The organism is Paenibacillus alba, assembly GCF_013204855.1.
In the GTDB taxonomy this organism is placed as follows: domain Bacteria; phylum Bacillota; class Bacilli; order Paenibacillales; family NBRC-103111; genus Paenibacillus_E; species Paenibacillus_E alba.
This window is the reverse complement of the sequence record NZ_JABMKZ010000007.1, coordinates 55,713-76,011: the sequence shown is the minus strand read 5'-3', so window position 1 is coordinate 76,011 and position 20,299 is coordinate 55,713. Positions and strand designations below refer to the sequence as shown.

Here is a 20,299-nt window from a genome sequence, read left to right as displayed (position 1 = left end):
GTGAACTTCTTATTATGGCTGTACATTGTGTATAGGTGAAGAGGTTCTTTATTCGATAACAGCTAGGAGTACGAGAAAGGTTGAGGATGATTTGAGCAAAAAAATAAGCTGTGCAATGATCTTCTGTCTTTTATTTCAGATGGTTTTTTTGTTGTTAGCTCCTATCCAGCAAGCAAAGGCGGACGTTTCTCTTCCCTTTACAGAGGGAAATGGAACGGCAGTAAATCCGTATATTATTAAAACTGCGGAAGAATTAAATCAAATGCGTAACATGCTGGACAAGCAATATAAATTGGGTGCTGACATTGATTTAGCGGGCTTCGACTCGGGCGATGGAAACGGTTGGATGCCGATTGGGGACAATAGCAATCCTTTTACAGGAACCTTCGACGGCAATGGACATGTCATTCGGAACCTGACGATCAATCGGTCTGATCTGGATTTCGTGGGGCTATTTGGTTATGTGTTTTGGCAAGGAACATTAACGAATATAGGATTGCTGTATGTCAATGTTACTGGTCACGATTATGTAGGGGGGCTGGTGGGAAAAACCCAAGATGCCATTAATAATTCCTATGTAACTGGTAACGTATCTGGCGGGACATATGTAGGCGGTCTGGCTGGAGAGAGTGACACCATCAACTATTGTTATTCGACCGCCAACGTATCGGGTAATACGTCCGCAGGCGGTCTGGCTGGCTCATTAACCGGTATGTTAATCAGCTATTCCTATGCGACAGGGGATGTATCAGGTGTTAATTTTGCAGGCGGTTTAGCTGGAGAACACAGCTCGGGGGTACTCTGGTTTAATATCAGAAACGCCTATGCCACAGGCAAAGTAACTGGGCAATATGCAGGGGGTATCCTTGGCTATCAAGATGACCCTATAAATTCCAATAGTGTTTCATATTGGAATAAAGATAATGTTTCAAACGCTATAGGAAGTAATAGACACTCAAACCTACCTACTATAAAGGGAATGACCGCAGCACAATTGAAATCTTCCAGTACGTATAGTCAATGGAATTTTATGAATACGTGGGGGATTCGGGAAGGCCAGAGCTACCCGTATTTACTTATTTTCTCTCCTGCTTTATCGGTGAATCCCTTGCCTTCGAATTTCTATAATCTCACTCCCGGGCAGGATCGACTTACTTTTACCGGGATGTTGCAGGATGGAAGCATTGGGGAGTCGATTACGCTGAGTTATAGAATCCAGGACCAAAATAACCTGACTGTTGCAAGTGTTTCGGATATGGTATACGCGACAGGAAGCGATCAAGCGATTAACCGAAGTTTCCCGATTACCGGTTTCTCGGAAGGAACTTATACACTCAGTGTTTCCGCTGAAGATAGTCATAATCCACTAGTAACAAAATCCATTACTTTCATTGTGGACACCACTGCTCCCGAGATCAGCTTTTCAATCAACGGTAACGATTCTTATGGGAGTACCGTTTCCACTGCCGTGTATGCTACCGATGCCCTTAGCGGGGGCGCTTCACTCCAATATGCCTGGACCCAAGATATTGCGGTCCCGACTTCCGGGTGGACGAGCTTCGCCAATGGTGAAACACTAGCGAAAACAAACGTGTGCGGCGATTGGTACCTGCATATACGCGCTAAGGATGCGGCGGGGAATCAGGCGGATATCGTCTCGAACGCGTTTCAACGGGCCTGTATAGTGAACTATGACGGCAACGGCAGCACGGGGGGAACCGTCCCTGTGGATGCCAACGCGTACGAGCAAAACGCCACGGTGACGGTCTACGGTAATACGGGAAGCTTAGTCAAGAGCGGCTACAGCTTCGCGGGCTGGAATACGAGGGTGGACGGCAGCGGAGTGAGCTATACCGTTGGCAGCACCTTCATCATGGGCGCGGCGAATATGACGCTGTACGCACAGTGGACGAGGGCAACGGTGGTACCGTCGATCACGACGCAGCCAAGCAATCAGACGGTGATGGCGGGACAAACTGCAACCTTCACTGTTGCAGCCAGCGGCGATACACCGCTCAGCTACCAGTGGAAGAAAGACGGTGCAGCGCTGACTGACGGCGGGAACATCAGTGGCTCGAGGTCGGCAACGTTGAGCATCGCCGGTGCGCAGACCGGCGATGCGGGCAGCTATACCGTCTTAGTCACCAATACAGCTGGTAACGTGACGAGCAGCGCGGTAACCCTCACGGTTGATACGGCAGTACCTTCAACACCATCCGCGCCTACAGGAATTACAGCGATGGCAGGGGACGGACAAGTGACGTTAATGTGGACGGGTGTACAAGGAGCCGTCACCTACAGCGTTTATCAGGGAACGGCTTCCGGATCCTATGGATTAACCTCCATAGCGACGGTAAGTGGGGCGACCTACAGCTACACGGCAACGAGGTTGACTAACGGAATGACCTATTACTTCGCAGTAAAAGCGAGCAATGCAGGAGGAAACAGCCGTTACTCCAACGAAGTCAGCACAACACCGAAAGCCGCAATACCGGGCGCATCTAATAATGCAAATTTGAGCAGTTTGGCAATATCAGGCGTAGCGTTGAGCCCGTCGTTTGATCCCATTACAATTTTCTACACAGCGAGCGTGGTGAACGGCGTAACATCGGTGACAGTGACGCCAACGGTATCAGACGGCAACGCGACCATGAAGGTGAACGGAACGGTAGTGTCGAGCGGACAAACGTCGGGGGCGATTAGCCTGAACGTAGGCAGCAATCCGATCACCGTGGCAGTGACGGCTCAAGACGGAAAAACCACGCAGACGTACACCGTGATCGTGACTAGAGCCAAAGTGATAACAGCCAGTTCCAATGCACTGATTCAGGTAACGATTGAACCAGTGTCCATTATCGTCCCTTCGGGCGTAACGAATGCCAAGATTGTGGTCACACCGGTAACGGCAGGATCGAACAAAGAAGCGACGCTTCCGTTAGTGGACGTGCAAGCAGCTACTTCGCTGGGCAATGTGAGTGTAGTGATTGCGACCGGAACGAAAATTACGGCTCCCGGCTCCTGGGATGGTACGATCAAGCTACCGCAAGCGTTAAATAACAACAGCGTAACGGACAGCAGGGGCAACGTGAGCGCCATCGTAGAAGTTGGATCGACGGACGTATCGTTAACGTTCGATCAGGCGGTGTGTTTGCGCTTCCCGAATCAAGGAGGCAAAAGGGTCGCCGCCGTACGAAATGGCGTATTTACCGAGATCACGAGCACGGTAACCGCGGATACCCAGACAGCGGCAAATAATGAAATTGCCGCAGGCGGAGACGCCAAAATTACGGTTGGCAATGATCTCGTGGTGTGGACGAAACATTTTACCCAATTTGTCATCTATTCGCCGGATATCCCTGCGAGTACGGACAACGACGTAACCAGTGACAGCGCGGGAGGCGGCGGTGCCGCGACCAACTCTGCAACGATTGTGGCCGCCACCGGAGGAACGGTCACGCTGAGCGGAGCAACAATTGAGGTTCCAGCTGGAGCGATGGCTAGCAACATTCAGGTTACGGTGGATAAAGTGAGCGACACCTCAAATCTGCCCGTAGATAGCGCCTTGCAATTGGTGAGCGAGGTGTACGAGATCAAGAAAGACAAGGATGGGGGCTTTAACAAGGGCTTTAACAAGCCTGTCGTTATTAAGCTGCCTTTCGACAAGACCAAGGTAGACTTTTCCAAGTCGACGGCAGGCGTGTATTGGCTGAACGAACAAACCCGTAAGTGGATGCCATTGGATGATTTGAAAGTCGATGAAGCGGGCGGGACGGCATCTGGATCGGTGAATTTTTTTGCGAAATTTGCCGTTCTGGCGTCGGACAAGGCGAAGGCTGCACAGCCTCAGCTGCAAACGAACGAAGTGAATTTTGCCGATATCAAAGGGCATTGGTCTGAAGAGAACATTCTGGAATTGGTGAAGCTCGGCGCGATTAATGGTTATGCGGACAACACGTTTATGCCGAATGCGAACATAACAAGAGCCGAATTCGTAACTGTCATCGTGAAAGCTTTCCTTCTTGGAGCGCAAGACGGCAAAACTTTCGCGGATTCGGAAACCCATTGGGCCAGGAGAGCGATTGCGACTACTGCGGCAGCAGGTATTGTTGCTGGGTATAGTGACAACCGTTTCGGGCCGGACGACCTCATTACCCGCGAGCAAATGGCAGCGATCGTCGTTCGCGCCGCCAAGCTTAGTCTGACGGACAAGGATGTCAGCTTCGCGGATAGCTCCGATATATCCGTCTGGGCACGAACGGCTCTTGCAACGGCGACAGCCAAAGGCTTGATCAACGGTTATGCAGACGATACGGTACTGCCGCAAGCGAATGCTACCCGCGCCGAGGCGATTACAGTCATTCTCAGAGCTCTGCAAGTGAAACCGTAAGACTCTGGAATTATCATCGGCCTGTCCTTTCCTTGCATGACCCAATTGGAACGGAAAAAGAGGAGAACGACATTACGCTCATCGGCATCCTAGGCAGCGAAGCGGACGATGTGGTGGATGTGGTACAGGTGAAGATCGAGAAAATGAAGCTTTATCGTGAGTTTTATAAGTCGAAGCTGTAAAGATCAGTCAGTCGGAGGAGGCGCATACTTCATTGATTTGGTATCACGGGCTGCAATTGCTTGGCCGATGAGCCAACTGGGGCATTGGATTCCAAAACTGGTGTGGAGATCATGTATATCTTTAGGCGGTTGAATGAGCAGGGCCGGACGATTATTGCGACATTAAGATTAATATGATTTTCAGCTAAGTTTTTTCAGGCATTCACCTTCTTGGGTGAGTGCCTTTTTGTTCTGGTGGCAGTGTCCATTGGCAGCGATGCCGCGGCGCCTATTGTAAACTCAGAGTACTTTATTCGGAATGCTCAATCCTTCTCCATGGGCAATTTTTTTGCTGCAATCCTAATTTATAAGCACTCGGGTTAACTCCGGGATTTGTGGCCTATCATTTTGGCACAACTTCTTCAAACGCCAACTGGGCAGGTATATGGTTACATCCTATATTTGCAAAAGCTGCATAAAAACGGGCCTAAGTCTTTCGGCCATATGTTTATAGCCCAAATCCGAAGGATGGATCCCGTCGGCCGTGCATTCTTGATAGTCCGGACCTAACAGCTCCGAACCGTCACAGAAGTAAATATAGGCATCTCCCTCTTGATTCAGGCGCTCTACGATGCCACGTTGAAGTGCTTTTCGTGCTTCCCGGCGCTGACGCAGCTCTTCGTCGAAGGCTTCCTTGGCAAAACGGATTTGGGAGATCACGAGAATGGGGGTGTTCGGATGAACATCGCGATAGATTCGAATGAAGGTCGGCAAGGATTGTGCCAGATGGTCTGTGCTAGGCGTATTTCCTTCATAGTCGAGTACGAGCAAGGCCGGATCGTTGATTTGACTGATAAGATGAGCCAACTCGGGCTCCCCCTGTGCGTTTCCTGAGAAACCGAGACTTACAAACTCATGTGAAAACATTCGGCTTAATTGATTCGGATACGCCATGCCTGGACGGGATGCACAAGCGCCGTGGGTGATGGAAGTACCGTAAAGAAGTACCTTCTTATCGGAGGAGAATCCTTGAAATTCAGCCACCGAGGCATGAGGCTCAGTTCCGACCCATAGCTCCTTGACTCCTTGATAGAGGGGGAGGTTCAGCGTAATTTCCCGCATCTCATTGGAAAAGGATTCGAAGAGAACGCTCTCATATTCCGCTTGCGCAAGCTCGAAGCGTGTGGTGTTCACATACAGCTGCTCACCGGGCGAGCCGATATAACAATCTACGCCGCATTGCGCCGTAGCGGGCATCTGATACATCGTAGCTTTGTCCGCCAGTACGATTCTAACTGCAAGTTTCGGGGAGTCCGTTTGAAAGCGAACTTGAACGCCGGTTGTGAAATTGGCAAGACGATCCACTTCGGATCGTATAGGGTGGCTAGGATGCAGCGGTAATCTTCGATAAAGTCCATCCTGTTCAAGCCATGGCAGCCCGGTTATGCGGAAAGGGGCGGCAAGCGGCGAATGCCATTCCCACCGGTCAGAGCGGGGGGCATCGGGCTGCAGGTTCGCGTCAAGCTTTTGATTAGAATTAGCGGTTGTTTCCATCTGGTGATTCCTCCAGTTAATGGGAAGGTTGTCGATCTGAATACTTCTCATTGTAGGAAAAAAACGCAGTGGAAACAATGAACACTGGGATGTTTTTTAGAGTAATTCTACAATTTTTGAAAATTACTGCCACACCTTCAAACGCTCTTTTACGTAGGCGGAGGGCATCGTACCCGTGACTTTTTTGAATACTTTATTAAAGTAGGACTGCTCACAAAAACCGAGGAAATCGGAGATTTCTCCGATGCTCATCTGAGAGCCGGTCAAGAGATCGCATGCGGCTGCGATTCGAATTTGTTGGATATATTCCGTGATCGTTTGACCAGTTGTTTCGCGGAAGACGGTGCTGATATAGTTCGGCGTTCGACCAATGTAATTGGCCATTTCTTTCATGTCGATCTGTTCGCGGTAATGATGCAAAATGTAGTCCTTCAGCTGCATGGTAATCCCATGAGCCTTCGGGTGCGTTATCGCTCCTGTATGGGCTTCTTCGTTTATAATCGCAATGATTTCCAGAAGTACGCTGTGGCAAAGGGTTTGCGTGTATGTCGATTTTTGAAGCCAGTACTGGGTAAGCGAAGAGAAACGCTGCTTGATGTAATCGAAGTTGTGCGGTCTTGTGAGCCTACAAGCGGGCTCGGCAAGCAGCGGCAAGCCGTCCCCGGTTCCCGCATAGCGGAAATGCGCGACATACATGTCGTGGACTCGCTTGGAATGGTTGAGTGCGCTTCGAATGTGTCCTTCCGGTACGAACAGAAGATCACCTTTTTTCAAGGTAAACGATTGGTCGCCAACGGAATACGTAATCTCACCGCCAGTCATCAAAATTAATATATGATTATTGGCAGCCGCGCGAGGGACGTGCCAATCCGGTTCACAATGCTCGAAGTAAATAGCGATCGGATGAATCATCGTGCAATCCTCCTTACATTCATTGGAAGTCTAGCTGATTATAACAAAATCGTAGCCTGCCTCCAATAATCATTGTCATTTTCCTAGCCAGATCCAAGTGGATATCATTATGCTGAAAGGAATCCAATAGTATTCGGTAGTCCTAGTCTCCTATATAATAAAAAGAAAAGAAAGATGCAGGTGAATCTGTGCGAAACGGATGGGGGAATAGAAGGTTTTCGATTCTGAGTAAATTAATTGTGACGTTCTTGATCGTCATCTCGCCTATGTATGTCGTAGGTACGCGGATTAACGATTGGGGATCCACACTCGTACGCCAAGAAATTTTCAAATCGCTCCAGTTCCAGCTTCTCTTCTATCGAACATCGCTAGAAAATGAAGTCGATCGATTGCTGCGCCTGCAGCGCGAGTATGTGAACGACGAAGATCTAGAGTCGCTCAGTATTACGAGCGAAAGTTTAACGGACTACCAAAAACTGACCGCGATCAAACGGTTTCAGGCCAGGTTAAATATGATGAAACAGTCGAGCCTTTACGTGGCTAGGGCAAGCGCCTATATACCGCCAATCGGCAGGACCATTTCGACGGACGAACTGTCCGGCAATTTGCTTGCGGATAAGTTGTCGCAGTTGAAGAAAGACGCTGCGGCTCCGCACCGTGGACTCTTTTATCATGAGGGGGAAAAGGTGCTGCTGCGGGAGTATTACCCTACAACGCAAGTAGCAGAGGGACGCGACCCGATGTTCGTATTGGAGCTGGAGCTGTCTATTCCGAAGATCAAACAATATTTGTCCCAAATGTCAGATAGTAAACTTGGAGGAGCTGCGGTTATCCACCCGGATTGGGCGATCGTGAGTACGAGCAACGAAGAAGCGTATGCCTCCATCAGCAGTCCGCTGCGCGAGCAAGCCTTACAATTGGAGAAAGCCGGGACGACAGATGCTCCAGCTGAAATGAGGACTGTTTCCATCGAGAAGCAGCGATTCTTAACGGTTTCGGCTTATTCACCTGCGCTCGGAGTAACGCTGCTTGCTTTTGTTCCTGAAAACGCTGTTATGGGAGCGCTTGACAGATATCGGTTATACATGTGGCTGATTACGCTCGTCGGAATCGTGGTTGTTGTGCTCTTTTCACTCTATATGTATCGGTTGATCCACAGACCGCTCCAAAAGCTTATTCGCGCTTTCCGAAAGGTGGAATCCGGTGATCTGCAGGTCGCACTGGCTTATAAAAGCAGCGATGAATTCCATGATTTATATGAACAATTCAACTATATGGTGACCCATCTCAATAAGCTTGTATTTGAAGTCTATGAACAAAAAATCCGCGTACAGCAATCGGAGCTAAAGCAGCTCCAATCGCAGATTAATCCGCATTTTTTATATAACAGTTTCTACTTGCTTTACCGGATGACGAAGGCGCACGACTTTGATAATTCAACCCGGTTCTCCAAATATTTGGGCGATTATTTCCAATATGTCACGCGAAACGGAGTGGAAGAGGTACCGCTGGAGCTGGAACTGCAGCATGTTCGTGCGCTTTGCGAAATTCAAACGATTCGGTTCTCCGGGCATATTACATTCTCGATCGATCAAGTGGAGGAAGCGTTTAAGACCTTCATGGTTCCTCGCCTCATTCTACAGCCAATTGTCGAGAATGCCTACCAACATGGCTTTGAATTCGAACATGAGAATCGGCATGTGAAAATTCGGTTCACGACCGTCACTCATGATAGCGGCAGCGTACTATTATTCGTTAGCGTCGAGGATAACGGAAAAGGGATGACGGCAGATGAGCTCGAACATTGGCAAGGTTGGCTGAATGGCAAAGACCAACCAACTGAAATCACAGGTGTGCTGAATGTTCACCGAAGGCTCCGGCTAAAATACGGTGACCTAGCGGGTGTTCGCATTGCATCGAGACCAAGTGGAGGGCTTAGTGTGTCGATTGTGCTTCCGCTTCCCGCATCAACTCAAGAAGAAAGGGAGGGAGGGTTAACCAATGATTAGGCTAATGATTGTAGATGATGAACCTTTTGCCGTCAAATATTTGGCGGATGCCCTGATGGAGCTGGATTGGCTGGAAGCCGAGATGATAAAGGCATATTCCGGGAGGGAAGCTCTTCATAAGTTTGAGGAGGGAAAAATCGACTTACTGCTGACAGATATTCGAATGCCCGGCATGAGTGGGATGGAGCTGGCGGACCTTGCACGTGGAAGATGGCCTCGCTGTCGCGTCATCTTCTTAACCGGATATGACGATTTCGGTTATGCCCAGTCGGCTATCCGCAAGGGAGGCATCGACTATGTCCTCAAGACGGAGGGGGACGAAGCGATCATAAGTGCGATTCGTAAGGCACTTGACGATATCGCAAGGGAGATTGACAGTGAAGACATCTTAAAGAGATCTCGCGAACAACTGCATATAGCTGTACCGTCCCTACAGCGTGATTATTTGCTGCAGCTCGCACAAGGGGAAGTGGATTCGCTCGATGCAAGGATACGGAGGTTCGCGGAGCTTGAGATTGGGCTGGACGCAAGGCGACCGGTGCAGATCGCCTTGGGGCGTATCGACGAGTGGGGCTCCTTCGTCCTGCCGGGCGATAAAGCGCTGCTATACTATTCCATTCAAAATATAGCGGAAGAATATTTGAAGGAGACGTTGAACTTTGCGGCTTTCCCCTATGACCGTGGCAGGTTCGTATGGCTCGTTCAGTGCCGTGAAGCTGAAGAACGGACGCTTGCTGATGATCAGGCATACAAACTGCTTGCGGGTAACGCCGAGCTTATTCAAAATGCCACAAAAAGCTTACTTAAGGTCCCCATTTCACTCATACTTGCTTCTACACCATACATGTGGGAAGACTTGTCCCCCCGCGTTGATATGCTCAAAATTCAGCTGGCTGGCGGAGCTTATCATGATTCGGAAGTTTTGATGAGGGAACTTTCCGATGCCGCAGGGGAAGAGCAAAGGTCAAGCCGAGACTTCTTCGCAGAGAATGATATGCGGGCGTATCTTCGTAATCTGGACTTGCTCGAAACCTATCTCGACAATGGCGAGAGGGAAGCTTGTCGCAACTTGTTTGCCGAACTCGCGGTAAAAGCGTCTGTTCTGCCGGATGGTCAAGAAGGCGAATTGCTTAAACTGGAGCTAATCGCCACGATGTCGGCGTTTTTTATTACTTACATAAATAAGCGGCGTTTAGCTTCGCTAATTGGCGCGGCGTTTAGTCTAGAAGCGTTGATCCAGCTGCCTGTGCAAGCCGATCTAAGTTTGACGGTACGCCATCTTGCTGCTATAGCTGACTCACTGGCGGAATATAACGGACGGAAGCAGGCTGAGCGGACGACTGACTTAATTGGACGTATAAGGCAATATGTCAACGAATTCCTGAATGAGGAACTGTCATTGACGAAGATTTCCGAGCTAGTCCATCTGAGTTCTCCTTATTTGTCGCGCATGTATAAGCAGACAACGGGGCAAGGATTACTTGAATATGTGACCGAAGTTAGGATGAACAGAAGCAAACAGCTGCTTAGAACAAGCGATCATAAAATTCAAGATATTGCTGCACTTGTCGGACTAGATTCGGCGGCTTATTTTACAAGACTCTTCAAGAAGGAGACGGGGGTAACTCCACAGGAATACCGCGAATCCGCAGCTAAATAGTCGGTTACTGGCGACCATATTCTTGGCCGCCTTTTTTCATGATATCTCTGAGAAGCTTCAAGAAACTAGTTAAAAAAAGTCAATTGCCGCAAAATTGTCCCGTTTCGAACAAAGCTCATTTGATTTTATAATAAAGTTGTACCGAATAGAAACGATTTTCCAAATAGGGGGAAACGGCAATGAACATCGGAAATAAAAAGGTTGGAGCTGCTTCACTGGGGGCGTTCCTCGCCTTATCGCTCGTCGCAAGCGCCTGCAGCAAATCAGAAGATCAGCCTGCTGTACCCGGCAGTGCATCGACAAGTCCGTCGTCTTCGCAGGCGACAAGCGCCCAGCCGCTAAGCAAATACAGTCCGCCAATCGAGGTATCCACAGTTCGCTCTGTCGACGCAACGTTTAAATACGCTCAAGGTGATTCGATTGACAGCAACATTTGGACGAAGATTTTTGAAAACGAATACGGAATAAAAGTGAAAAACGTATGGTCAGTCGATGCTTCGCAATATCATCAGAAGCTGAACGTCTCGGTTGCATCTGGGGATATCCCTGACTTCCTGGAAGTAAATAAAGAAGAGATGAAGCGGCTCGCTGATGCTGACATGCTGGAGGATCTCACGAAAGTATGGGAACAAGCGGCATCGCCGTATTTAAAGAACGTGTTAAATCAGGATGCCGGCGTAGGGTTCAAAGCTGCAACGATCGGCGGTAAACTTCTCGGCATTCCCAAAACATATGCCAACGGTGGTATCAGTACAGCGCCGATGCTCTATGTACGAACCGATTGGTTGCAAAAGCTGAACTTGCCAGAGCCGAAAACAATGGATGATCTGTTCAAAACAGCAACGGCATTTGCTAAACAGGATCCAGATGGCAACGGCAAGGCAGACACAATTGGTCTTGCGCTGAACAAGGACTTCATGGATGGAGGTCACGGCTCACTAAATGGATTCTTTAACGGATATCATGCCTACGTAGATATTTTCGTCAAGGACTCGGCAGGTAAGCTCGTCTACAGCAGCGTTCAGAAAGAGATGAAGGAGCCGCTTAAAAAGCTGCAGGAGCTTTATAAGGACGGCGTGCTTGACAAGGAGTTCGGGGTAAAACCAACGACGAAAATTCAAGAGGATGTGGCAGCCGGACGTGTAGGGCTTGCATTTGGAACGGTCGCTGACGGAGGATTTATTCAAAAAGAAAACCATACGAAGGATCCGAAGGCGCAGTGGAAAGTGTATCCACTCTTCTCCATTGATGCGAAGCCCGCCAATCCTCAGCTTTGGGATACGGCCAACACGTTCTATGTGGTGAAGAAAGGCTCGAAGCATCCGGAGGCCGTCATTCAGTTGGCTAATATTTATACAAATCGCTTTTACGAAACGTCCTATGCCCCTAATCCGAATCCGTTCATTTCAGACAGCAAAACGGGGATATTCCCAGGGAAGTACGCACCAGTCGTGATCGATCCGCTTAATACGAATCTCGATGCGTTCCGCAAAGTACAGGAAGCCCTCAAGAAAGGCGACGGAAGCAAGCTCGATTTTCCAGCGAACATTCACTACGATCGCATGTCAAAGTTTAAAGCTGGCGACGATACCATGTGGTTTTCCAATATGGTCATGGGTGCCGATGGTACCTACAGCGTGATTGATAAGTACGACCAGGCTAAAATTGGTCAATATAATCTGTTCATTGGTTCCGCTACCCCTGCGATGTCGGAGAAGCTGCCTACACTGAAGAAAAAGGTATACGAGACGTATACGAAAATCATTATGGGCGACGCGCCCATCGATGATTTTGACAAATTCGCAGACGAGTTTAAGAAGCTGGGCGGCGAAACGATCGAGAAAGAAGTGAACGATTGGTACAACAAGAACAAATAGGAAACAACAGGGGGCGGAGCTCAAGCTCTGTCCCTTTACGTTTCTATGACGAAATACGGAGGGATGACAGAATGAAGAGCAGAACGTGGAGAATCCAGATCCCCCTGCATGCCATGTTGATTCCAGGTTTGGCAGCGATCTTAATATTTAGTTATTATCCGATGGCAGGAGCGGCCATTGCGTTTCAAAAGTTTATTCCGACGAAAGGTTTATTTCATTCGAAATGGATCGGATTGGACAATTTCCGCTATGTCATGGAGCTTCCGGATTTTTATCAGGTGCTTTGGAATACAGTCTATATCGCCATCATGAAGATTCTCGCTGGACTCATCATACCGATCGTCGTAGCGCTCCTACTGAATGAAATTCGCAAAGAAGCGATGAAACGCTTCATGCAAACGCTCATTTATTTGCCGCATTTCTTATCATGGGTCATCCTGAGCGGCATTCTACTTGATGTGCTCTCACCGAAAACGGGGATCGTGAACGCGGGGCTTCAGGGTCTCGGAATTGACCCCATTTTTTTCCTTGGCGACAACCGTTGGTTTCCGTTCACGCTGGTCATCTCCAATGAGTGGAAAGAATTTGGTTTCTCCACGATTGTCTATTTAGCTGCTATCCTCGGGATTAATCCTGCTTTGTACGAAGCGGCAAGGGTAGATGGGGCAGGCCGCTGGAAGCAAACGCTTCACATTACACTGCCCGGCATGGCGCCGATCATCGTGTTGTTAGCTACGCTCAGCATTGGCAACGTACTTAATGCCGGCTTCGAACAAGTATTTAATCTATACAGCCCTATCGTTTACCAGAGTGGGGATATCATCGACACCTTTGTATATCGAATCGGGATGATTGATGCGCAGTACGGCGTCGCAACGGCTGTGGGGCTCTTCAAGTCACTCGTCTCGTTAATCCTCATCTCTAGTTCGTATTTCTTAGCCTACCGATTTGCAAACTACCGTATCTTTTAAAAGGAGGACTCGTGATGCTCGATTCTACATCCTGGCCGCGAAAAGTGTTCGTTATCTCGAACTACACGGTTCTTTTGGGCTTATCCATCTTATGTATCTTGCCGCTGATCCATCTGCTTTCGTTGTCGCTCAGTTCGAACAACGCTGTGGCAGCAGGCGATGTGAGATTTTGGCCGGTTGATTTCACCTGGAAATCGTACGATTTTATTTTGAGTAAACCGGAATTTCTGAAATCATTAATCGTCACCCTCCAGAGGGTTGCACTCGGCGTGACGCTGAATATGGTATTGACGATCATGGTCGCCTATCCGCTCTCCAAAGAAGGGGCTGCGCTGAAAGGACGAACGGTTTACGTCTGGCTATTCGTTTTTACCATGCTGTTCAGCGGTGGCATTATTCCGCTCTATATGACGATACGCTCGCTTGGGCTGATTGACTCTGTCTGGGCACTCGTACTACATAACGCTGTTCCGGTATTCAACGTTGTGATTCTGCTCAATTTCTTCCGCAGTTTGCCCAAGGAATTGGAGGAAGCCGCTTTGATGGACGGCGCCGGACATTGGCGCATTCTGTGGCGTATTTATGTGCCGCTGTCGACGCCTTCTTTGGCGACGCTTACGCTGTTTGCCATTGTCTCGCATTGGAATGCTTGGTTTGACGGCATCCTTTTCATGAATTCGCCGACCAATTATCCTCTTCAAAGCTATTTATACACGGTGGTAGTCGGCCTCGATACCTTGGTTAAGAGTAATATCGATCTGGAGGTGATCGCGCTCGTTTCTGACCGAACGGCCCGCGCAGCGCAAATCTTTCTTGGGGCGCTGCCAATCTTGATCGTCTATCCATTTCTTCAGCGGTATTTCACGAAAGGGATTGTGTTGGGTAGTGTGAAGGAGTAGCTATTTTGTAATGCAGTTTATATAGGAGGGATTAATGAATGAAGAAAACGGTGATCTGGCTGATGATTTACACCTTGATGATTACGTTTATTCCCACCGTGTCAAGGCATGCGCAAGCAGCTACCATGATCAACATACTCAATCCTGGATTTGAAGAAACCACGACAAGTCAATCCAAGCTAATGCCAGTGAATTGGACGTCAGCCCTATGGTCGAGAACGGTTGCTGTCGACAGTAGTGTCACGACGGATGTCTACAGCAGCGGGACCAAATCTCTTTATATCCGTGCAGCGGATTCTGGTGCTGCCGGTTGGGTCTCTAAATCCATTGCAATTGACAGCAGCATGCCTACCATCAAGAGTACAGTAAAGGTAAGAAAGACGAGTGATTATACCGGAAATAGCCCTTGGGTATTCATCAGTTATGGAAATAATGGGGCTTTTCTTGGTAGTACAAGTGCGCCGGCTGTCAGCGTAAGCAGCAGTGCATGGACTGAAATAACCTTGACGATTAATAGCAACCAGTTTCCGGTGGGAACGAATATGATCTGGTTGAATCTTGCTACGTTAGCAGGTGGTTCACCTTACCAAGGAAAAATCTATTATGATGATGTAACGATGGAAGTGCTACCAGATACGCAAGCACCTACTACGCCAATAAATCTCCATGCTGCAGGTCAAACCCCTGAAAGCGTTGATTTGGCTTGGAATGCTTCTACCGACAATATTGGTGTGGCCGGTTACCATATTTACAAAGGAACGACGTTAGTGGGCACTGTGACAGGGCTTACCTTTACCGCGAGTGGACTGAATGCCAAAAGCAGTGATATTTTTACTGTGAAAGCATTTGATGCCTCAGGGAACGAATCTACCGCGAGCAATGCCTTCGTCACCAATGATACGGAAGCGCCTACAATACCAGCTAATCTAACCGGCTCAGCCATTAAGATGAAAAGTGTCACGCTATCATGGGGGGCATCGACAGACAATGGCGGTGTGACAGGCTATGATATTTTCCAAGATGGGATGCAAGTCGCGACGGTTACCGGGGTCACGTACACGGTGAACGGTCTTGAGTCCTACAGCGGATATAGCTTTACAGTCAAAGCTAGAGATGGATCGGGGAATCTATCGGCTCCAAGTAATGAAGTTAGCGTGCTAACTTCTAGGTATTACGATTTAGCGAATCCCGGATTTGAAGAAACGAAGCTGAGCAATTCGAAGCTGGTGCCCCTCGACTGGAGTTCCTCTTTGTGGAGTGGAGCTCAGAACGTGGATATGGGGATAACGACTGCAACCAAGTTCAGCGGTACAAACGCGCTTTATATTAACGCTACAGGTACGGGGGGAGCGGGTTGGTCTTCCAAAATGATCCCGATTGACAGCGGGATGCAAACGATTAAAACGTCGGTAAAGGCGAAAAAATCGGTCGATTACGCTGGCAATGGGCCGTGGGTATTCATTAGTTATTTTAAAGATGGGGCATTCCTGGGAACGGCTGCGGCTAACCCTCCTAATTTGAGCAGCAATGATTGGACTGACATTGCGTTTACGATTAATAATAGTCAGTTTCCGGCAGGCACGAATCAAATTCAGTTGAATTTGGCTACCGTTAAACTAAACGGTGTCAGTAATCAAGGAACGATTTACTATGACGACGCCGCAATGGAAGCTGTTGAATCCTTTCCGCTTCAGGCGAATACGTTCGCTAACTGGTGGAAGATTGGCCAGAACGTTGTGTTTAAGGGAGTTGAAGGACAACTGCCATCTGCCGTACAAACAGTAATCGGTACGGTATACGATACGGATAATCAGGCTGTTACGCAAATAACGGTGGATCGTCAAACGTTACTTACGGCTGGCTGGGCTTGGACACCGGATCGCGAAGGCTATTATGAAGTCGCTTTCGACTACACCAAAAAAGGGGTTCCCGGCTCATTACCGCTTCAGCAATCTTATCGTATCTTATCTAACCCCAAAAGAACGCCGGCCGAATTTGTTCGCGATCGATACGCGGTAGCAGTCGTTGAAAGCCAGTCCAAAAGCAAAGCGGATCGAAATCCATTGTTTGGCTTTAGTTATGGTCTCGATGGAGAAAAATCCATGCAACTCGCGGATATGGTAGGTTTTGATTTTGCGAGAATTCACACTGTTCCATGGGGGACGCAATTTGGTGATGCCAATTTAGCGCTGGAGCCGAGTCGCGGTACATTCAACTGGACGGCATTTGATGAGCATATTAATAAATTGCAAAGCTATGGATTGGAAATGATAGGCAACATTGTATTCACGCCGCAATGGGCTTCTCCCCATCCGGAAGATACAACGATCTATATTGCTGTTCCAGGGTATGCCTCTTACGCTCCCGTGGATATGAACGATTTTGTTGTTTTTCTGCAGGCACTCGTGACACGCTATGGCGATCGGATTAAGAAATGGGAAATATGGAATGAACCCCATCTCAAAGGGGGAAGCATTTTCTGGAATGATACGCCGGAGAAATTCGTGGAGCTGTTAAAGACGGGTTATGAGACGATAAAAAGTATCCAGCCCGACTCGGAAATTTGGATTGGCGGGATGGGCGGCTTCCGCTACTTGCCATTTTACAACGAACTGCTGCGTCTCGGTGGAGACCGATATTTCGATAAGCTATCGCTGCATGGCAAGTTTCCAGATCCAAGAGATTATGCAAAGTATGATCAAATGTATGGCGTACCGTCGAAACCATGGGTAACTTCGGAAAGCCATGCAGGGCTCTTAAATGCTTCCGACTTAAAGGTTCTTCCTTCTGATCCTGAGATTTCAAGAACGATGCTGTTTGATTACATGTTCCAAATGAAGCATGGCGTTCAGCAGATTGCCTACTTCGATATGCTGAATTTAACAGAACGTGAGGCCATTCCTTTCGCTCATGCAGAGGGCTGGTTCACGCAGGCGGCCGGATTGTTCAGAAAAACACCGCAAATCGAGCCAAGGCTCGAATCCGTCGTCATGCATCGATTTATAGAGACGTTAGGGAAAAGTGTTGTGTACAAAGGCGAATACTCGTTCAGCGGAAATCAGAAAGCCGTGTATTTTGAAAGTGACGGGGCGCCTCTTCTCATTGTATGGTCTGAGGATGCGAACGCTGCTCCGATTGCTTCTGCTCTTTCAGGAGCTTTCACGAATGGAACCGTTGTACGCGATTGGACGGGGGGAACAGAGTCTTCCTTGTCCAACATGCAGTTAAAACCTCAGAAAATGTACTTTATCAGCCATGTAAACGCGACCTATCTTGCTGGTTTGACACCTACCATGGATGTGCTGTTGTCGGATTACGAGAAAGCCAGGCAAAATGTGACAGCCGCTGATTCAGGAAAAGTAGGAATGTTGTTCAACCGTACGACCGGTGCATTGAGCAGGGATATTCATTGGATCGATCAAGATTGGAATATCGTTAGTATTAATTCTTCGCAACCTTCCGGGTTTGCTGCTCGAGCTGCGGTTGGCGCTGCGGATGATGGACTCGATCTGGTCATTGACGTGTCAGATCCTACGTTTGTGCAAAATGAGTCGGTTGGGAACTATTGGATGGGTGACAGTGTCCAATTTGCCTTGGATACGTCAGGTATAGGTTTAGCTGGAGCTCAAGTGGAGTTTCAGGCAGCACTCACCGCAGGCGGTCCTAAGTTGTATAAGGGGTCTTCTCAGTATATTGGCGGGGATTTGCCGTCCAACTGGACACCGGCAGGTCAACTCGTACAGAACGGCAGCTTACTTGTCGATAGCACACAAAGCGGGAAGAAGATCTATAAGATTCATGTCGCATGGTCTGAACTATATCCCTATATGGCGGATGTGACAAAACCAATGTATATCTCGCTCCTCGTGAATGATAATGATGGCGCTGGACGACTCGGCTGGCTGGAGTGGGCAAGCGGGATTGGCAATGCGAAGGATACAAGTCTCTTCGGCAAAATTGAATGGGATCAGCAAGCACCGGAGACAACGGCATCCTTATCGCCGGATCAGCCGGACGGATCGAATGGGTCGTATGTCAGTCCAGTTACCGTCACCCTGACTGCTACGGATGTCAAGACGGGTGTAGCTGCGACAGCGTATAGTCTGGATAACGGGGCGACCTGGCAGCCTTATATGGCACCGATCACGTTTACATATCCTGGCCAGTATGTGGTTAGCTACCGGTCAAAGGATGGGGTCGGAAATGTAGAAGTAACCAAGATGCTCAGTTTTCAAATTGACGCGGGGTAAAAGGGGAACACAAAACAACCAGCCTAAGAGTTAGGCTGGTTGTTTTATTGTATGTAGAGATTCGTAGAATTTTACTAATTATTATTGTACCGCTCATTGTTTGAAAACCTCATATTTATTAATCTAATAATGTAATCTTTATCAATCGGAGGGGAACTTAAAATGAGTGTATCATTCAAACGTGCGTCAGCGCGAGTAGGCGTAATAACGGTAGGGCATGAGCCCTATTGGGAGCAATTTCCCGGGCTTCGGGAAGAACTGATCGGGTACGGTAAGGAATTCGAAGTGATGTTGGCGGCGAATGAGGTCGAGGTCGTTTCTGCTGGCTTTGTAGACAATGTCGACAAATCATTCTCAGCGGCTTCATATCTGAAACGTCAAGATATCGATTTTCTGTTCTGTTTTTTGAGCACATATGTAACCTCATCATCGGCAGCTACCGCGATTCTGAACGTTGGCGTGCCAACTGTTCTAGTTGCGCTTCAGCCAAGAAAACGGCTTGACTACCGCAACACGACAACGTACATGCAGCTTGCCAATGATAATATCTGTTCGCTTCCGGAAATCGGTGGGGTGTTGATCCGTGCGGGAAAACCTGCCGCTGGCATGATCGTTGGTACGCTGCATGACGATCCGCGGGCTGCGAACGAGCTGAGGTCATGGTGTCAGGTCGCGAATGCGCGTCGTGCTTTCAAGCATGCACGAATTGGCTACTTGGGTCACACTTACGAAGGAATGTACGACATGAATTCAGACCCGACGGCATTCACAGCCGCATTCGGCTCCCATGTGCAGATGCTGGAAATGTGCGATTTGGCTAAACTGGTGAACGGTGTAAGCGCTGCTGAAACAGCGGACAAAATCGACGAGATCAAGAGTGTATTTACGATCGCAGATCCGTTTATTGATCCTGTGACGAGACCCATAAAGCCAGAAGACTTGGATTGGTCGGCAAAGGTTGCTGTAGGGCTCGACAAACTCGTGGCGGAGAATGGTTTAACTGGACTTGCTTATTATTACCGAGGTGTGGATGGTAATGAATACGAGCGGATCGGTTCAAATTTGGTGCTTGGCAATTCACTACTTACAGGCAAAGGGATACCGCTTGCGGGCGAAGCGGATCTCAAGACATGCGCAGCGATGCTGATTATGGACAGGCTCGACGCAGGAGGCTCGTTCGCGGAGCTTCATCCATGCGACTTCGTAGACGACATCGTGCTGGTCGGCCATGATGGGCCGCATAACATTAAAATCAGCGATGGCCGACCAATTATTCGTGGGCTGGATTTGTTCCACGGCAAGCGCGGCTCCGGCATCGGTGTTGAGTTCAGCATCAAGTCAGGTCCGGTCACCTTGCTAGGGGTTTCACAAACGGCAGACGGCAAATTCAAGATGATCGCTACAGAAGGCGAGTCGATCAAGGGTGAAATTCCCCAAACCGGCAACACGAACACGCGCTGCAGCTTCGGCTGCTCGGTTGCCGAGTTCGTTGAAAAATGGTGCTCGGCAGGACCGACCCACCATTTCGCCCTGGGCGTTGGGCATGTCGCCCCGAAAATCCGCAACGTTGCCAAAGTGCTGGGCATCGAACTGCAAATCGTTTAAGGGAGAGTGAACTC

10 protein-coding genes and 2 pseudogenes are annotated in these 20,299 nt (G+C 48.7%); 10 read left to right on the top strand and 2 right to left on the bottom strand.

The genetic code is table 11. The annotated features are described in order from the left end of the window. Window positions 1-151: 151 nt before the first annotated feature. From HQN90_RS12155 to HQN90_RS38670, 3 genes and pseudogenes are all read left to right on the top strand, one after another. Complete coding sequence (locus HQN90_RS12155; RefSeq protein ID WP_173218558.1) at window positions 152-4,387, top strand: S-layer homology domain-containing protein; 4,236 nt, start codon at window positions 152-154, stop codon at window positions 4,385-4,387. Window positions 4,388-4,404: 17 nt separating this feature from the next. After that, window positions 4,405-4,545: pseudogene (locus tag HQN90_RS12150) on the top strand (RNA polymerase subunit sigma-70); the annotation flags it as partial. An 84-nt stretch (window positions 4,546-4,629) separates the two neighbouring features. Further along, window positions 4,630-4,725 (top strand): annotated as a pseudogene (locus HQN90_RS38670) (macrolide ABC transporter ATP-binding protein); the annotation flags it as partial. A gap of 279 nt (window positions 4,726-5,004) precedes the next feature. Here the strand turns inward: HQN90_RS38670 and HQN90_RS12145 are convergent. Both HQN90_RS12145 and HQN90_RS12140 read right to left on the bottom strand, forming a co-directional pair. After that, a complete protein-coding gene (locus HQN90_RS12145; RefSeq protein ID WP_173218557.1) occupies window positions 5,005-6,102 on the bottom strand; it encodes an SGNH/GDSL hydrolase family protein in 1,098 nt (365 codons plus the stop codon). 123 nt (window positions 6,103-6,225) lie between these two features. Continuing rightward, window positions 6,226-7,014 (bottom strand): AraC family transcriptional regulator, encoded by a 789-nt coding sequence (locus HQN90_RS12140; RefSeq protein WP_173218556.1) that lies wholly within the window; start codon window positions 7,012-7,014, stop codon window positions 6,226-6,228. A 188-nt stretch (window positions 7,015-7,202) separates the two neighbouring features. Between HQN90_RS12140 and HQN90_RS39575 the strand changes: the two genes are divergently transcribed. The 7 genes from HQN90_RS39575 to HQN90_RS12105 all read left to right on the top strand — a co-directional run bounded on the left by HQN90_RS39575 (window position 7,203) and on the right by HQN90_RS12105 (window position 20,285). Then, on the top strand, window positions 7,203-9,023 hold the full coding sequence (locus HQN90_RS39575; protein ID WP_173218554.1) for a histidine kinase: 1,821 nt from the start codon (window positions 7,203-7,205) through the stop codon (window positions 9,021-9,023). After that, complete coding sequence (locus HQN90_RS12130; protein WP_173218552.1) at window positions 9,016-10,683, top strand: response regulator transcription factor; 1,668 nt, start codon at window positions 9,016-9,018, stop codon at window positions 10,681-10,683. The genes HQN90_RS39575 and HQN90_RS12130 overlap by 8 nt, the downstream gene beginning before the upstream one ends. Window positions 10,684-10,862: 179 nt before the next feature. Beyond that, window positions 10,863-12,560, top strand: a complete 1,698-nt coding sequence (locus tag HQN90_RS12125) for a type 2 periplasmic-binding domain-containing protein (protein WP_173218550.1) — start codon at window positions 10,863-10,865, stop codon at window positions 12,558-12,560. 71 nt (window positions 12,561-12,631) lie between these two features. After that, window positions 12,632-13,531 (top strand): ABC transporter permease, encoded by a 900-nt coding sequence (locus tag HQN90_RS12120; protein ID WP_173218548.1) that lies wholly within the window; start codon window positions 12,632-12,634, stop codon window positions 13,529-13,531. Window positions 13,532-13,545: 14 nt separating this feature from the next. Next, a complete protein-coding gene (locus HQN90_RS12115; protein WP_173218546.1) occupies window positions 13,546-14,430 on the top strand; it encodes a carbohydrate ABC transporter permease in 885 nt (294 codons plus the stop codon). Window positions 14,431-14,468: 38 nt separating this feature from the next. Beyond that, the gene (locus tag HQN90_RS12110; RefSeq protein WP_173218544.1) at window positions 14,469-18,680 is read left to right on the top strand and encodes an OmpL47-type beta-barrel domain-containing protein; all 4,212 of its coding nucleotides are present in this window, start codon (window positions 14,469-14,471) and stop codon (window positions 18,678-18,680) included. 162 nt (window positions 18,681-18,842) lie between these two features. After that, window positions 18,843-20,285: an L-fucose/L-arabinose isomerase family protein gene (locus tag HQN90_RS12105; protein WP_173218542.1), complete on the top strand. Its 1,443-nt coding sequence runs from the start codon at window positions 18,843-18,845 to the stop codon at window positions 20,283-20,285. Window positions 20,286-20,299 lie beyond the last annotated feature (14 nt).

Coding starts and splice junctions, on each gene's coding strand:
- HQN90_RS12140 (WP_173218556.1), bottom strand. CDS start 7,014: ATGATTCATCCGATCGCTATTTACTTCGAGCATTGTGAACCGGATTGG.
- HQN90_RS12130 (WP_173218552.1), top strand. CDS start 9,016: ATGATTAGGCTAATGATTGTAGATGATGAACCTTTTGCCGTCAAATAT.
- HQN90_RS12145 (WP_173218557.1), bottom strand. CDS start 6,102: ATGGAAACAACCGCTAATTCTAATCAAAAGCTTGACGCGAACCTGCAG.
- HQN90_RS12120 (WP_173218548.1), top strand. CDS start 12,632: ATGAAGAGCAGAACGTGGAGAATCCAGATCCCCCTGCATGCCATGTTG.
- HQN90_RS12115 (WP_173218546.1), top strand. CDS start 13,546: ATGCTCGATTCTACATCCTGGCCGCGAAAAGTGTTCGTTATCTCGAAC.
- HQN90_RS12110 (WP_173218544.1), top strand. CDS start 14,469: ATGAAGAAAACGGTGATCTGGCTGATGATTTACACCTTGATGATTACG.
- HQN90_RS12125 (WP_173218550.1), top strand. CDS start 10,863: ATGAACATCGGAAATAAAAAGGTTGGAGCTGCTTCACTGGGGGCGTTC.
- HQN90_RS12105 (WP_173218542.1), top strand. CDS start 18,843: ATGAGTGTATCATTCAAACGTGCGTCAGCGCGAGTAGGCGTAATAACG.